The following is a 14017-nucleotide window of genomic DNA, read 5'->3' as shown; positions in this document are numbered from 1 at the left end:
CTCACTCCTACAAAAAACAAAAGCCCGCCAAGGCGCAAACCTTGGCGGGCTTTTTTGTAGCTGGGTGTTTTAGTACGCGCCCATGTAATCGCGTTTACCCACTTCAACACCGTTGTGACGCAGCAGCGCATAGGTGGTGGTGACGTGGAAGAAGAACTGCGGCAGACCGTAGCTCAGCAGGTAAGCCTGGCCGCTGAAGCGCTTCTCCTTCGGCGTGCCCGGACGGGTCACGATCTCGATGCCTTCCTTGCCGTTGATCTGCTCCGGCTTGATCTCGCCGATGTAGGCCAGAACCTTGGCGATCAGCGCCTGCAGTTCGGCGAAGGTGGTTTCGGTGTCGTCATATTTCGGGATTTCAACTTCGGCCAGACGCGAGGAAACGCCCTTGGCGAAGTCGACGGCGATCTGCACCTGACGCACCAGCGGGAACATGTCCGGGTACAGGCGCGCTTGCAGGAAGGCGTTCGGGTCGATGTTTTTCTCGGTGGCGTGGGCTTCAGCCTTTTTCAGGACATCGCTCAGGGCGTTGAGCATTTGTTGAAAAACCGGGACGGATGCAGCGTACAGGGAAATGGTCATGGCAGTCTCGTGTAGTGGCTGGGTGGAACGTGGAGGCGATTATAGCCATGCTTGATGACCACACGGCTTGCCTTTTGTTAGCCAAGGATTAGGCTAGGCGCCTTCGACTGCTGAGGGAACGCGCGATGACCACCGAACTTGCAACCACCACCGACGAACCACGGCTCAATGCCACGGAAATCCGCATCCTGGGTGCGTTGATCGAAAAACAGGCCACCAGCCCGGAAACCTATCCGCTGACCCTCAATGCGCTGGTGCTGGCCTGCAATCAGAAAACCAGCCGCGAGCCGGTGATGAACCTGACTCAAGGTCAGGTCGGCCAGAGCCTGCGTGCGCTGGAAAGCCACGGTTACGCCAAACTGGTCATGGGCAGTCGCGCCGACCGCTGGGAGCACAAGCTCGACAAGGCGCTGGAGCTGGTGCCGGCCCAAGTGATTCTCAGCGGCCTGATGTTCCTGCGTGGCCCGCAGACAGTGAATGAGCTGCTGACCCGTAGCGGCCGGATGCACGATTTCGAAGATGCCGAGCAGGTGGTGCATCAGCTTGAGCGCCTGATCGCGCGCGGACTGGCGGTGTTGATTCCACGTCAGGCCGGTCAGCGCGAAGACCGCTACACCCATGCGCTGGGCGATCCGGCAGATATCGAGGCGATCCTGGCGGCGCGGCAGAATCCTGGGGAACGCTCGACCAGCGGTGTGTCAGTTGAACGCATTGAAGAGCTGGAAGCACGAATTGCCGCACTGGAAGAACGCCTGGCGCGTCTCGAATAATCACCCCCAATCCTATGGTGGGAGCGGGCTTGCTCGCGAATGCGGTGTGTCATTTAGCAATGATGTGAATGACACATTGCATTCGCGAGCAAGCCCGCTCCCACAGGGTCTGCACCAAGCCGAAGATCTCTATTTATTCACCATCCCAGTAGTCCACACCATCCGCCTGCCGCGCCACGGCAACGAAGCCTGACGCATTGCCCTGGTCATCGACTTTGAAGTTGTCCATCACCGCGTATTTGTTGGAGTCCGGGTATTCACAGATATCCGGTTGCTGCTGGGTGCTGACCGCCAGGTAACGCAGCTCCCCGTCGCTGGTGTTGATGATCTGATGCGCCGTTTCCGGTCCGCCCGGCGGGCAGGCGATCACGTCGCCCGCGCGAATCGGAAAGCGTTCGGCCCCTAACCGCACTTCGCCCTCCCCGGCCACCACATAGAACATCTCTTCATTGACCCGATGGCTGTGAAACGGACTACCGCGCATGCCTGGCGGCAAGGCGTACAACCGATAGCCGAGTTTCTGCGCACCAAGCTGCTGGCCGATGCGCGCCATGCGTTGTTGATAGCGGCCAGCGGTTTCACCTTCCGGGGCAAGGGCTTCGGGCAAGGGTTCGAGTTCGACCTGATGCAGGTTGAGAATGGGTGGGTGCATGGCGGGCCTCGGTCACGGTTTTTGTGGGTGGCAAGTCTGGGCTGGCTGGGGAGGCAGTATAGGCATGGATGTCTGGCTTGAGACCGTGGTGCATCCTTCGCGAGCAGGCTCGCTCCCACAGAGGATCTACAGCGAACACACAATCTGTGCATGACAAAAATTCAACTGTGGGAGCGAGCCTGCTCGCGAAGAGGCCCGCCCAGCCAGCACAACTCATCAGCTCCGGGCAAACGCCACCGCCGCCGCAAACTGTTCTTCATTTGGCCGCACCCCGGTGTACAGCACAAACTGCTCCAGCGCCTGGATCGCAATCACCTCCAGCCCGGTAATCACCTTCTTACCCTCGGCCCGCCCGCGCACGATCAGCGGCGTTTCCGACGGAATCGCTACCACATCGAATACCGTGTCGGCGGCCTGGATCACTTCAGGCTCGAACGCCAGTTGCCCGGCCTCCGGCCCGCCGTCCATGCCCACCGGGGTGACGTTGATCAGCATCTGCGGCCGCTCTTCGCCGAGCTCCGCCTGCCAGCGATAGCCCAGCGAGTCCGCCAGTGCCCGTCCGGCGCGCTCGTTACGCGCAACGATCAAGCCATTCTTGTAGCCACCATCGCGCAAGGCACTGGCCACCGCTTTGGCCATGCCGCCGCTGCCGCGCAGGGCAAACGTCGTGTCTTGCGGTACCGCGTGGGTTTCCAGCAATTGCGCGATGGCGATGTAGTCGGTGTTGTAGGCCTTGAGATGGCCGTTGGTGTTGACGATGGTGTTGATCGACTGGATCGCCGCCGCCGACGCATCCAGTTCATCGACCAGCGCAATGCACGCTTCCTTGAACGGCATCGACACACCGCAACCGCGAATCCCCAGCGCACGAATGCCGCCGACGGCCCCCGGCAGGTCCTGACTGCTGAACGCCTTGTAATAGAAGTTCAGGCCCAACTGCTCATACAAATGGTTATGAAACCGCAGACCGAAGTTCCCGGGGCGCCCTGACAGGGACATGCACAGCTGGGTGTCTTTGTTGGGATTCATCTGCATGAAACTTCTCCTTCAAAACGGACTTTCGGATGGACGGAGTTAGCCATTCCATCGGGTTCTGGACGATCATAAGCGCCTGTCTGCAACGGGCTGCGAGCCCCTTTGACCTGCCGGTAAAGAAGCCGGTACAGACCTTACACAAAATTTACCCAGCGGCTGTGCTGATTTTCAGAATTTCGCTGTCATAGAAGTATCCCCGCGACAACTTTGGGCCTGGTGCAGGCCCGGACGCCGGGTCGAAGAACCGAGGAATTATCATGATTCGTAAACTCCCCATCGTGGCCTTGTTGATTGGTGCATTCGCTATCACAGGTCAGGCAGAAGCCCACGGCGGTGGCTGGCAGGGTCCGGCAGTGTTTGGTGCGATCGTCGGCTCGGCCATCATCGGCTCCGCGTTGATCAACCAGGACCGGCCGGTCTACGTGCAACAGCCTGTTTACGCTCAACCGGCACCGGTTTATGTGCAACAACCGCCGCCACCGGTCTACTACCAGCCGGCGCCGGTCTATGTGCAACAACCGGTCTACGTGCCTGGCCCGGTCTACTACGGCCCACCACGCGGCTACTACGGCCGGCCACACGGCTACTACGGTGGTCCGCGCTGGTAATCGCAACCAACAAGCCCCGCTTTATAGCGGGGCTTTTTTATGACCGTCGGTCGGGCAGAGTCTGAAAAAATCTCGCCAAGGTCGCTGTGAGGACAGTTCCAGCAGCTAAAGTCGGCATGATGGACTTGACCGTTGGGGGCAAAACACAGAACGGTCATGTATTTGTCATGACGGAACCGCAATCTGAATCCGTCCGTAAACAACAGGTTGATAAAAACAAGGACGACCCATGCCTACACAAAATCCGCACCGCATCGTCGGCCTGTGCACTTCAAGCAAGGTGTACAGCGCGTTGACTGAACTGAAACACCTGGAAGGCCACCGCTGCGCCAAGTTTCTTTCGCTGCTGGCGGAGAATCTCGTGCACAAGGGCCTGCTCAATGAGCACGAAGTGGTGCACATGCTCGACCAGGTTGTCGACTGATGCAGTCCTCACTGTGATCAATGACCACTATCGAAAGCGTTGATTGTCCCTGAGCGCAGCGAATCCCTAAGGTAGCTCCACAGATTGATGGAGGTACTTGTCATGGCTCAGGTTCAAATCATGTCGGTAATCGGCAGCGCTGTTCCCGCATCGCTCAGAGCGTCGGGATTGCTCGCCTGCTGGTATCTGGTGCGCGATGGCGAGCCGATCAGCGGCCCGCTCACTTCGCTGCCCGCGGCGCAGGCCCTGTCGCAGAAAATCGTCAGCGGCCGATTCCACGCTTAAGGCAACTGGACTTTCGGTTTGGTCTCGATGAACAACGCCCAACTGGACATGAACAGCGCTGCGATCAGCGGCCCGATCACGAAACCGTTGAGGCCAAACACCGCGAGGCCGCCGAGGGTCGAGATGAGGATCATGTAATCCGGCATGCGCGTGTCCTTGCCGACCAGAATCGGGCGCAGCACGTTGTCCACCAGACCGATCACAAACACCCCGAACAGCCCCAGCACCACGCCCTGCCAGATCATCCCGCTGAGCAGGAAGTACACCGCCACCGGCGCCCAGACGATTCCCGCACCCACCGCCGGCAACAGCGACAGAAAGCCCATCAGCACCGCCCACAGCAACGCGCTGGGGATGTCGAGAAACCAGAAAATCGCCCCACCCAATGCGCCCTGAGTAACCGCCACCACCAGGTTGCCCTTGACCGTCGCGCGTACCACCCGATTGAACTTCAACTGCAAACGGCGTTTGTGGCTCTCTTCCAACGGCACCGCAGTGCGTACCTTGCGCACCAGCTCGGCGCCATCGCGCAGAAAGAAAAACAGCAGGTACAGCATGATGCCGAAGCTGACCACGAACTCGAATGTGCCTTGACCGAAACTGAACGCCTGACTGGCCAGCACCTGGCTGCCCTGCATCGACGCCTTGACGATTTTCTCGCGCAGACCGTTGAGTTCGCCCATGCCGAAGCGATCGAGCAAATGCTGAAAATACGGGGGCAGGCTGTGTTTGAACTGTGCCAGATAGGCACCGATGTCCAGTTGGCCGCTTTCGATGTTGTTGTAAACCGTCGCGCCTTCCTGGACCAACAGGATGCTGAGGATGATCACCGGCAGAATCGCGATCACCAGGCAGATGCCCAGCGTGCAGAGCGCTGTCAGGTTGCGCCTCCAGCCGAATTTGAGCTGTAACTTGCGCTGCATCGGCGCAAACAGAATGCCGAGAATCACCGCCCAGAACACCGCGCCGTAGAACGGCAGCAGAATCCAGATGAAGGCGACCGTCACCAATAGCAACAGCACGGTGAGGGATTTGAATTGCAGGTTTTTTTCGTTCATGTCCGATCCATGTCAGTCAGGCGTCTCGCACGCCCCGAACCTTAGTCAGCCGGGGCGCGCGCGAGTGCCATCTTTGTTCATGGAGCATAGATTGCCTGGACGATGCAGCCCGGCTAATCAGCGCACCGGCAGTTTGACGATCTGCGCAGTGCTCAACACATCGCCGAAGGTGTCTTCGACTTCCGCCAGCGCGGCCTTGTGCAGCGAATCCTTGTCGATTGACACGCCGTTGGCGCGGGTGATGGCGCGGGTCGCCGAGGCATCGGACGCGACAATCACGTTGTAGCCCAAAGGCGCTGCGTCCCGCGCGGCACCCGCCACACAGGCGTGGGTCATCAGGCCGGAAATGATCAGGGTCTGGATGCCGGCGTTTTTCAATTGCTGGTCAAGGTCGGTGCTGGCGAACACGCTGACGGTGCTCTTTTGCAGCACCACGTCTTGCGGACGCGGCTGCATGTCCGGGTGAAATTTGACGGTCTGGCCATCGATGGCAAACACTGGCGAGCCGGCCGGGGCAACGTGCTGCACGTGATACACCGGGATCTTGTGACTGTCGGCAAAGGTGATCAGCTCACGGGTTTTCGCCAGGGCAGCGGCACCTTCCGGGATCGGCATCTTGCCGCTGAAATATTCATTCTGGAAGTCGATCACCACCAGCGCAGACTTGCCCGCTGGCAGATGATCGACCGGTGTCGCGCCGGATAATGCCCGAATGGTCGGGTGGTTGTCGGCCATCGCTGCGCTGCTGGCCATTACACCGGAAAATGCACAAGCGGTGAGAAAGCGGCGAGTAAAGTTCTGCATGGGAAAGTCCTGCCTCGGTTGATTTGACAAGCGAATCTTAAGCAGCCACCGCCGCACCGAACACAGTGAAACCGGCACATGATCTGTGCCCTTTCTGCACAGATAAAGTCCACGCACTCAAACGTAGATCCAGATCAATAAACCGCACTTGCCACTGCACTACCCTGCCGCGCTTTTGCGACCGATGCCGCCATGAAGCCAGACCTCCCCCTTGCCGCCCCGGAATTGCTCGCCCCTGCCGGCACCCTGAAGAACATGCGCTATGCCTTCGCCTACGGTGCCGATGCGGTCTACGCCGGCCAGCCGCGTTACAGCCTGCGGGTGCGCAACAACGAGTTCGACCACGCCAACCTCGCCCTCGGCATTCGCGAAGCGCAGGCACAGGGCAAGCGCTTCTACGTGGTGGTCAACATCGCCCCGCACAACGCCAAACTGAAGACCTTCCTCAAGGATCTGGCGCCAGTGATCGAGATGGCGCCGGACGCGCTGATCATGTCCGACCCGGGCCTGATCATGCTGGTGCGCCGGCATTTCCCGCAGATGCCGATCCACCTTTCGGTGCAGGCCAACACGGTGAACTGGGCGAGTGTCGAGTTCTGGCAGCAACAGGGGCTGAGCCGGATCATTCTGTCGCGGGAGCTGTCGCTGGAAGAAATCGGTGAAATCCGTGAACAGGTACCGGGCATGGAGCTGGAGGTGTTCGTCCACGGTGCGCTGTGCATGGCCTACTCCGGGCGCTGCCTGCTGTCGGGCTACATGAACAAGCGCGACGCGAATCAGGGCACCTGCACCAACGCCTGCCGTTGGAAGTATTCGGCGCAGCAAGCCACGGAAAACCAGCTCGGCGAGATCGTGCAGACCTTCCAGCCGGAGCCGACCCTGGGCATCGGCGCGCCGACCGATCAGGTGTTCCTGCTGCAGGAAGCCAATCGCCCCGATGAGTTGATGCCCGCATTTGAAGACGAGCACGGCACCTACATCATGAACGCCAAGGATCTGCGCGCGGTGCAACACGTCGAACGCCTGACGCGCATGGGCGTGCATTCGCTGAAGATCGAGGGCCGGACCAAATCGCACTTCTATTGCGCGCGCACCACCCAAGTCTATCGCCGGGCAATCGACGATGCAGTGGCCGGACGTGAGTTCGATCGCAGCCTTATGACCGATCTGGAATCACTGGCCCAGCGCGGCTACACCGAAGGTTTCCTGCGTCGCCATGTGCATGACGAATACCAGAACTATCAGAACGGCAGCTCGGTGTCCGAGCGCCAGCAGTTCGTTGGCGAACTGACCGGCGAGCGCCGCGACCGGTTGGCCGAGGTCAAAGTGAAGAACCGTTTTGCCTTGGGCGATCATCTGGAATTGATGACTCCGAAGGGCAATTTCCACTTCGATCTGCACCAGTTGCAGAGTGCCAAGGATGAAACCATTGAAGTCGCCCCCGGCGACGGGCACACGGTTTACCTGCCAATTCCGGATGCGGTGGATTTGCGCTTTGGCCTGCTGATGCGCGACCTGACTCCTTGACCCCCTCCCCTGTAGGAGCTGTCGCAGGCTGCGATCTTTTGATCTTGTTCTTCAATAACAAAGTCAAAAGATCGCAGCCTTCGGCAGCTCCTACACAGGGAATGCGGGCGTAGCGGAATCAGAGGAATTCTTCACGCAACATCGCCACAAACGCTTCACGCGCCGGGTGTACCCCGGCGTTTTCGTGCCAGTAAAACAGGTTGTCGATCGCCGTCAGTTCGGGAAACTCATACCCCACGCATCCAGCGCCCTTGGCGTATTGCTCGAACACGCCTTTAGGCACCAAGGCCACGCCGGCGCCAGCACTCACGCAACCGACAATCGCCCCATAACTCGCCAGGCTGACAATCGGCAGCGCCTGCCCCTGACGCAACAACCAGTGCTCCAGCGCCGCCCGATACGGGCAACCCTGCGGCCACATGAACACGGTTTTGTCCTGCAGATCGTGGATGTCGCGCACGGGGCCGAATGACGTCGAGGCAATCAGCAGCAATTCTTCGCGGTACATCGGCGTGCGTTTCAGTTGCGAACGCTCGACGTCCACCGCGACGATGGCGCCGTCGAGGCGATGGCTGACGGTGTCGTCGAGTAATTGGCCCCAGGTGCCAGTGGTCAATTCCAGCGCCACCTGCGGATAGCGCTGGTGAAACTTGGCCAACAGCCGCGGCAAACGCCCGGTGGCCGAGGACTCGATCGCGCCGATACGCAGCGGGCCGGACGGTTCGGCGGCAGGATCCACCGCGCGCTTGGCTTCGACGGTCAGCGCCAGAATCCGCTCCGCATACGCGAGAAACGTCTGTCCCGCCGGACTGATCCGCAGCCCGCGTCCCTCGCGCAGAAACAGTGCGACGCCGAGTTCCGCCTCAAGCGCCTTGATCCGTGCGGTGATGTTCGACGGCACACAAAACAATTTTTCAGCGGCGCGGGCAATGCTGCCCTCGTCAGCCACGGTCTTGAACATGCGGATCTGCGCCAGCTCCATACCCATCACTCAAAGTGAACATTCAGCGCAGTATAAGTCAGTTGTGGAGACTTGTTCGCCGCCCGGATACTCGGCGCATCAACCCTTGCGGTGCGCCGATCATGCCGTCTCCTTCTCCCTTGAAAATCATTCTGGCCATGGCCTTCGTGGTCGGCTGCTGGGCCTATTCACCCACCGGCATTCACATCGGCCTGCAAGCCTACGACCCCGGGCATCTGGCGTTGCTGCGGTTTCTGCTGGCGTCGTTGTTCATGGCCGTGATCGCGGCGTTCAAGAGCATTCGCCTGCCGCAACCGCGCGATGTGCCGCTGTTGTTCGCCCTGGGATTTTTTGCCGTCAGCCTGCATCACGTGGCGCTGAACATCGGCCAGCAAAGCGTCAGTGCCGGCGCCTCCAGCGTACTGGCGCAGTCGAGCCCGCTGTTCAGTACGCTGCTGGCGCGCTACGTGTTCAAGGATCAGGTCAGTGTCTGGCGATGGGGCTGCGTGTTGCTGGGACTGGTCGGGGTGGTGATCGTGGTCAGCGCCGATCGGGGCCTGGGGCAGATCGACGCGCATGGCTTGCTGATCCTGCTGGCAGCGCTGTCATGGAGCATTTACTTCGCCCTGCAAAAACATCACGCCCGGCGTTATGACGGCTTCAGTCTGGCCTGTTATGCGGTGTGGTCGGGGACGCTGCTGTTGCTGATTTATCTGCCGGGGCTGGGTGCGGCGGCGGTGAAAGCGCCGCTGCGAGTGCAGTGGGCAGTGCTTGCACTGGGGGTATTTCCCAGTGCACTGGCCTATGTGGCCTGGGGCTTTGTGCTCAAGCATGTGGACTTGAGCCGGGCGACGATGACGTTGTACCTGATACCACCGACGGCGATGGGGATTGCTTCGCTGGGATTGGGCGAGCGACCGACGCTGATGGTGCTGGCGGGGTCGGCGGTGGTGTTGATCAGTGTGCTGGCGTTGAATCTGGAGCGGCGGGTGGAGGGTCGACCGGTTGAGGTCTGATCGAGGTTTTTTACTGAGGCTGACGACCCTATCGCGAGCAGGCTCACTCCTACACGGGATGCGTTCTGTCTGTGGGAGCGAGCTTGCTCGCGAAAGGGCCGGCGCAGACTATAAATATCTCGTGCCGGGTCAGCCTCAGCGCCTGTCATCCGACAACGGCGTCGGCTCATCCGCCGGTGGCACATCATCATCGTCCGCCGCCGGGTCCTTCCAGTCTTCCGGCCGATCGGCATCACTCAACGGATCGCGCCCCGGACTCATGCCCGGCGGCGCATCGTGATCGGCCAGTGTCGGCTCATCCGTGCCGGGCACCGGACGGGTTGGATCGGTCGGCAACACACCACCCTGAAACAGCAAATCATTAGCCATGACACACCTCACCAAGGAGGTCCGGAGAACCCGGGCCATACATCTTGGAAGCGCGCCTGCGCAGGCGGTGCTATCGAGCAGACCAACGGCAATCAGCCCTGCGCACTGAAGCGGTCGCGGCTGTTGGTCAGGTGCAGCCACATGGCCGCGCGCGCCGCGTCCGAATCCTGCCGTTTGATCGCATTCAAGATCGCTTCGTGCTCCAGATGGGCCAACTGCCCCAGCTTGCTCAGATCCGCCGCGCCACGCTCGGCGGCATTGAGCCGCTGACGTGGAATCATCGCGCTGCCCAAGTGCTGCATGATTTCGCTGAAGCAGACGTTGCCGGTGGCTTCGGCAATAAGCAAATGAAAGCGTCGGTCGGCCTCGACGCAACTATCGTTGCTGTCCAGCAGACGCTGATAGTCATCCAGCGCCTGACGCATTTGCAGCAATTGCTGCTCGCTGCGACGTGACGCGGCCAACGCCGCAGCCTGCGTCTCCAGGCCCATGCGCAATTCAAGAATGCTGCGCACGCCGAGCGCGGTGTCGACATTCAGGCGCAAGCCCTGCTCCGCGACGCGCTCGATGACGAACGTGCCGATGCCGTGCCGCGTCTCCACCAGCCCCGACGCCTGCAACTTGGAAATCGCCTCGCGCACGACCGTGCGACTGACGCGGTGTTCCTGAACGATGGCGTTCTCCGACGGCAGCTTGTCGCCGGGCGACAGCCGGCCGAGCAGGATGCTCTGGGTGAGTTTTTCCACCAGATCGTGTGCGAGGTTGTGCGCACGTTTGGGCGCGGGGGCGTCGAGGTCTTCTTGCATGTTCGGTTCCGGTCTTCGGGGCTTGCCGATCGTAGCACTGCGTGATGGCTGACGAGTCGATTTTAGCGCCGAAACCACTTTCAACTTGTATGACAACACTCAATAAAACGAAAAAAACGCAACAACCAAACGCTACGCCCTGTTTGAACATTTGGATCGTGAACCCAAGGGGCGCGTCTGACGGCCGCGATTAAAACCAATAAAAACGGGGAAAAACACCAAAAAGAAATAAAGAATTCGTTCACCAGACAAATTTAATCGCTCCACCCCACTTGTAGGACAAAAAATCTCAGTTGTATGATGTCTATCAACAACGCACCATCCAGCCCTACCCCGCATAAAAATAATCAGTGGGAGAAAACCAAGTGAAAACCTCCGTCTCCGGGATGAACGAGGGCGTCGATTCGACACTCGCGTCCGCCATCTCGAAAGTGAAACGCCACGTCCTGCCGCTCTTCGTGATCATGTTCATCGTCAATTACATTGACCGGGTGAACATCGGTTTCGTCCGCACTCACATGGAACATGATCTGGGCATCGGGGCTGCCGCCTACGGCTTCGGCGCCGGTCTGTTCTTCATCGGTTACGCGCTGTTCGAAGTGCCGTCCAACATGCTTTTGCAAAAAGTCGGCGCGCGTATCTGGCTGACCCGCATCATGCTCACCTGGGGCCTGGTCGCCGCCGGCATGGCGTTCATCCAGAACGAAACGCACTTTTACATCCTGCGCTTTCTGCTCGGCGTGGCCGAGGCCGGGTTCTTTCCCGGGGTGATCTACTACTTCACGCGCTGGCTACCCGGCGCCGAACGCGGCAAGGCGATTGCAATTTTCCTCAGTGGTTCGGCAGTCGCCTCGCTGATCTCCGGCCCGTTGTCCGGCCTGCTCTTGCAGATCAACGGCCTCGGCATGCACGGCTGGCAATGGATGTACTTCATCGAGGGGATGTTTTCCGTCGGGCTGTGCGTGTTCGTCTGGTTCTGGCTCGACGCCAAACCCCACGACGCGAAATGGCTGACCCGCGCCGAACAGGACGCACTGGTCAACGCCATCGACGATGAACAGAAGGCCCGCGAAGCCGCGACGCCGATCCGCCCATCGATGGGCAAACTGCTCAAGGACCGGCAAATCATCCTGTTCTGCCTGATCTACTTTTTCATTCAGCTGACGATCTACGCCGCGACGTTCTGGCTGCCGAGCATCATCAAGAAAATGGGTGAGATGAGTGACTTCCAGGTCGGGCTGTTCAACTCGATCCCGTGGCTGCTGTCGATCGTCGGCATGTACGCCTTCGCCGCTTTCTCGGCCAAGTGGAAGCACCAGCAAGCCTGGGTCGCCACCGCGTTGTTGATCGCCGCAGCAGGGATGTTCATGTCCACCACCGGCGGGCCGATCTTCGCCTTTGTCGCGATCTGTTTTGCCGCGCTGGGCTTCAAGTCCGCCTCATCGTTGTTCTGGCCGATTCCGCAGGCCTATCTGGATGCACGGATCGCCGCGGCAGTGATCGCACTGATCAACTCGGTAGGCAACCTCGGCGGCTTCGTCGCGCCGACCACCTTCGGCCTGCTCGAAGAACACACCGGCTCGATTCAGGGCGGCCTCTACGGCCTGGCCGCGACCTCGATCATCGCCGCGATCATCGTCTTCGCTGCACGCACCACCCCGAAACCCGCTGCTGACCTCGCCGTGGCCGAGGCCGCGCCAAAGCACGCATGACTTCCTTTTTAAAGATGCTGACAAGGATAAAAACATGACCGCACACGACACTGCCAAAGCGCCAATCATCACTGAAATGCAGGTGATTCCCGTGGCCGGCCACGACGGCATGCTGCTCAACCTGAGCGGCGCCCACGGGCCGTTTTTCACCCGCAATATCGTCATTCTCAAGGACAACGCCGGCCACACTGGCGTCGGTGAAGTGCCCGGTGGCGAGCGCATCCGCCAGACACTGGAGGACGCCCGCAGCCTGGTGCTCGGCAGCACAATCGGCAACTATCAGAAGATTCTCAATCAGGTGCGCCAGACCTTCGCCGAACGTGATGCCGGCGGCCGTGGTCTGCAGACGTTCGACCTGCGCATCACCATCCACGCGGTCACCGGACTCGAAGCCGCCCTGCTCGACCTGCTCGGGCAACACCTCGACGTACCGGTCGCGGCGCTGCTCGGCGAAGGCCAGCAACGCGATCAAGTGAAGATGCTCGGTTATCTGTTTTATGTCGGCGATCAACGCGAGACCAACCTCGCCTACCGCAGCGAACCGGACGCCGATAACGACTGGTTCCGCGTGCGTCACGAGAAGGCCATGAGCGCCGAGGCGGTGGTGCGTCTGGCCGAAGCGGCGCAGGCGAAATACGGTTTCCAGGACTTCAAACTCAAGGGCGGTGTGCTCAGTGGCGACGCGGAAATCGAAGCCGTGACGGCTCTGGCCGAACGCTTTCCCGAGGCACGCATCACCCTCGATCCGAACGGCGCCTGGTCACTGAAAGAAGCGATCCGCCTGTGCCGCGATCAACATAAGGTGCTGGCTTACGCCGAAGACCCGTGCGGTGCAGAAAACGGTTACTCGGGGCGCGAAGTCATGGCCGAGTTCCGCCGCGCAACCGGACTGAAGACGGCGACCAACATGATCGCCACCGACTGGCGCGAGATGGGCCACGCCATTCAGTTGCAGTCGGTGGACATTCCGTTGGCCGACCCGCACTTCTGGACCATGCAAGGCTCGGTACGTGTCGCGCAGTTGTGCCATGAGTGGGGCCTGACCTGGGGCTCACACTCCAACAATCACTTCGATATCTCGCTGGCGATGTTCACCCATGTCGCGGCGGCGGCACCGGGCGACATCACCGCCATCGACACGCACTGGATCTGGCAGGACGGCCAGCGTCTGACCAAGGCTCCGCTGCAAATTGTCGACGGTTGCGTGCAAGTGCCGCAGAAACCGGGGCTGGGGGTGGAGCTGGACATGGATCAGCTGGCCAAGGCCCACGAACTGTACAAAGGCATGGGTCTCGGCGCGCGGGATGACAGCGTGGCGATGCAGTTTTTGATACCGGGGTGGACGTTCGATAACAAGCGGCCGTGTCTGGTGCGCTGACATTCTCAAGCTCACCGTACTTCAAATGTGGGA

General features: G+C 60.3%; 16 protein-coding genes. 8 read left to right on the top strand and 8 right to left on the bottom strand.

Annotation, left to right across the window (positions count from 1 at the left end):
• Window positions 1-69 precede the first annotated feature (69 nt).
• Entirely contained in the window at window positions 70-579 is a 510-nt protein-coding gene (locus ACM6I7_RS11655) for a DUF1993 family protein (RefSeq protein WP_007965386.1), read from the bottom strand.
• Between the two features lie 125 nt (window positions 580-704).
• On the opposite strand from ACM6I7_RS11655, the gene ACM6I7_RS11650 reads away from it, so the two are divergent.
• The gene (locus ACM6I7_RS11650; protein ID WP_247268567.1) at window positions 705-1349 is read left to right on the top strand and encodes a YceH family protein; all 645 of its coding nucleotides are present in this window, start codon (window positions 705-707) and stop codon (window positions 1347-1349) included.
• Between the two features lie 133 nt (window positions 1350-1482).
• On the opposite strand, the gene ACM6I7_RS11645 is transcribed toward ACM6I7_RS11650, so the two are convergent.
• Both ACM6I7_RS11645 and ACM6I7_RS11640 read right to left on the bottom strand, forming a co-directional pair.
• Window positions 1483-2001 (bottom strand): cupin domain-containing protein, encoded by a 519-nt coding sequence (locus tag ACM6I7_RS11645; RefSeq protein WP_285373709.1) that lies wholly within the window; start codon window positions 1999-2001, stop codon window positions 1483-1485.
• A gap of 216 nt (window positions 2002-2217) precedes the next feature.
• On the bottom strand, window positions 2218-3036 hold the full coding sequence (locus ACM6I7_RS11640; RefSeq protein WP_414888621.1) for a shikimate 5-dehydrogenase: 819 nt from the start codon (window positions 3034-3036) through the stop codon (window positions 2218-2220).
• 257 nt (window positions 3037-3293) lie between these two features.
• Between ACM6I7_RS11640 and ACM6I7_RS11635 the strand changes: the two genes are divergently transcribed.
• The 3 genes from ACM6I7_RS11635 to ACM6I7_RS11625 all read left to right on the top strand — a co-directional run bounded on the left by ACM6I7_RS11635 (window position 3294) and on the right by ACM6I7_RS11625 (window position 4353).
• Complete coding sequence (locus ACM6I7_RS11635) at window positions 3294-3644, top strand: hypothetical protein (RefSeq protein WP_007965394.1); 351 nt, start codon at window positions 3294-3296, stop codon at window positions 3642-3644.
• A gap of 229 nt (window positions 3645-3873) precedes the next feature.
• Window positions 3874-4068, top strand: a complete 195-nt coding sequence (locus tag ACM6I7_RS11630) for a hypothetical protein (protein ID WP_047597446.1) — start codon at window positions 3874-3876, stop codon at window positions 4066-4068.
• 102 nt (window positions 4069-4170) lie between these two features.
• Window positions 4171-4353, top strand: a complete 183-nt coding sequence (locus ACM6I7_RS11625) for a hypothetical protein (RefSeq protein ID WP_414888620.1) — start codon at window positions 4171-4173, stop codon at window positions 4351-4353.
• Here the strand turns inward: ACM6I7_RS11625 and ACM6I7_RS11620 are convergent.
• Both ACM6I7_RS11620 and ACM6I7_RS11615 read right to left on the bottom strand, forming a co-directional pair.
• Window positions 4350-5411, bottom strand: a complete 1062-nt coding sequence (locus ACM6I7_RS11620) for an AI-2E family transporter (protein ID WP_096797754.1) — start codon at window positions 5409-5411, stop codon at window positions 4350-4352. The two genes, ACM6I7_RS11625 and ACM6I7_RS11620, sit on opposite strands and share 4 nt — an antisense overlap.
• Before the next feature lie 117 nt (window positions 5412-5528).
• Window positions 5529-6215: a cysteine hydrolase family protein gene (locus ACM6I7_RS11615; RefSeq protein ID WP_414888619.1), complete on the bottom strand. Its 687-nt coding sequence runs from the start codon at window positions 6213-6215 to the stop codon at window positions 5529-5531.
• Between the two features lie 192 nt (window positions 6216-6407).
• Here ACM6I7_RS11615 and yegQ point away from each other — a divergent pair, with 192 nt between their 5' ends.
• Window positions 6408-7742 (top strand): tRNA 5-hydroxyuridine modification protein YegQ, encoded by a 1335-nt coding sequence (gene yegQ / locus ACM6I7_RS11610; protein WP_414888618.1) that lies wholly within the window; start codon window positions 6408-6410, stop codon window positions 7740-7742.
• A 118-nt stretch (window positions 7743-7860) separates the two neighbouring features.
• On the opposite strand, the gene ACM6I7_RS11605 is transcribed toward yegQ, so the two are convergent.
• On the bottom strand, window positions 7861-8724 hold the full coding sequence (locus ACM6I7_RS11605) for a LysR family transcriptional regulator (protein WP_414888617.1): 864 nt from the start codon (window positions 8722-8724) through the stop codon (window positions 7861-7863).
• 101 nt (window positions 8725-8825) lie between these two features.
• On the opposite strand from ACM6I7_RS11605, the gene ACM6I7_RS11600 reads away from it, so the two are divergent.
• The gene (locus ACM6I7_RS11600; protein ID WP_097087779.1) at window positions 8826-9719 is read left to right on the top strand and encodes a DMT family transporter; all 894 of its coding nucleotides are present in this window, start codon (window positions 8826-8828) and stop codon (window positions 9717-9719) included.
• A 135-nt stretch (window positions 9720-9854) separates the two neighbouring features.
• Here the strand turns inward: ACM6I7_RS11600 and ACM6I7_RS11595 are convergent, their stop codons facing one another.
• Window positions 9855-10088, bottom strand: a complete 234-nt coding sequence (locus ACM6I7_RS11595; protein ID WP_097087777.1) for a hypothetical protein — start codon at window positions 10086-10088, stop codon at window positions 9855-9857.
• 92 nt (window positions 10089-10180) lie between these two features.
• Window positions 10181-10894, bottom strand: coding sequence for a FadR/GntR family transcriptional regulator (locus tag ACM6I7_RS11590; RefSeq protein ID WP_097087775.1), 714 nt, complete (start codon window positions 10892-10894; stop codon window positions 10181-10183).
• Window positions 10895-11259: 365 nt separating this feature from the next.
• Between ACM6I7_RS11590 and ACM6I7_RS11585 the strand changes: the two genes are divergently transcribed.
• Entirely contained in the window at window positions 11260-12606 is a 1347-nt protein-coding gene (locus ACM6I7_RS11585) for an MFS transporter (protein ID WP_007965412.1), read from the top strand.
• Between the two features lie 34 nt (window positions 12607-12640).
• Window positions 12641-13984: a glucarate dehydratase gene (gene gudD / locus ACM6I7_RS11580; protein ID WP_103369512.1), complete on the top strand. Its 1344-nt coding sequence runs from the start codon at window positions 12641-12643 to the stop codon at window positions 13982-13984.
• Window positions 13985-14017 lie beyond the last annotated feature (33 nt).

It is taken from the genome of Pseudomonas sp. IT-93MI4 (assembly GCF_949767635.1).
Classification (GTDB): domain Bacteria; phylum Pseudomonadota; class Gammaproteobacteria; order Pseudomonadales; family Pseudomonadaceae; genus Aquipseudomonas; species Aquipseudomonas putida_A.
The sequence above is the reverse complement of the archived record's forward strand: the minus strand, read 5'-3'. Positions and strand labels throughout refer to the sequence as shown.

Coding starts and splice junctions, on each gene's coding strand:
- ACM6I7_RS11645 (WP_285373709.1), bottom strand. CDS start 2,001: ATGCACCCACCCATTCTCAACCTGCATCAGGTCGAACTCGAACCCTTG.
- ACM6I7_RS11635 (WP_007965394.1), top strand. CDS start 3,294: ATGATTCGTAAACTCCCCATCGTGGCCTTGTTGATTGGTGCATTCGCT.
- ACM6I7_RS11625 (WP_414888620.1), top strand. CDS start 4,171: ATGGCTCAGGTTCAAATCATGTCGGTAATCGGCAGCGCTGTTCCCGCA.
- gudD (WP_103369512.1), top strand. CDS start 12,641: ATGACCGCACACGACACTGCCAAAGCGCCAATCATCACTGAAATGCAG.
- ACM6I7_RS11605 (WP_414888617.1), bottom strand. CDS start 8,724: ATGGAGCTGGCGCAGATCCGCATGTTCAAGACCGTGGCTGACGAGGGC.
- ACM6I7_RS11650 (WP_247268567.1), top strand. CDS start 705: ATGACCACCGAACTTGCAACCACCACCGACGAACCACGGCTCAATGCC.
- ACM6I7_RS11620 (WP_096797754.1), bottom strand. CDS start 5,411: ATGAACGAAAAAAACCTGCAATTCAAATCCCTCACCGTGCTGTTGCTA.
- ACM6I7_RS11600 (WP_097087779.1), top strand. CDS start 8,826: ATGCCGTCTCCTTCTCCCTTGAAAATCATTCTGGCCATGGCCTTCGTG.
- ACM6I7_RS11615 (WP_414888619.1), bottom strand. CDS start 6,215: ATGCAGAACTTTACTCGCCGCTTTCTCACCGCTTGTGCATTTTCCGGT.
- ACM6I7_RS11595 (WP_097087777.1), bottom strand. CDS start 10,088: ATGGCTAATGATTTGCTGTTTCAGGGTGGTGTGTTGCCGACCGATCCA.
- ACM6I7_RS11655 (WP_007965386.1), bottom strand. CDS start 579: ATGACCATTTCCCTGTACGCTGCATCCGTCCCGGTTTTTCAACAAATG.
- ACM6I7_RS11640 (WP_414888621.1), bottom strand. CDS start 3,036: ATGCAGATGAATCCCAACAAAGACACCCAGCTGTGCATGTCCCTGTCA.
- ACM6I7_RS11590 (WP_097087775.1), bottom strand. CDS start 10,894: ATGCAAGAAGACCTCGACGCCCCCGCGCCCAAACGTGCGCACAACCTC.
- ACM6I7_RS11630 (WP_047597446.1), top strand. CDS start 3,874: ATGCCTACACAAAATCCGCACCGCATCGTCGGCCTGTGCACTTCAAGC.
- yegQ (WP_414888618.1), top strand. CDS start 6,408: ATGAAGCCAGACCTCCCCCTTGCCGCCCCGGAATTGCTCGCCCCTGCC.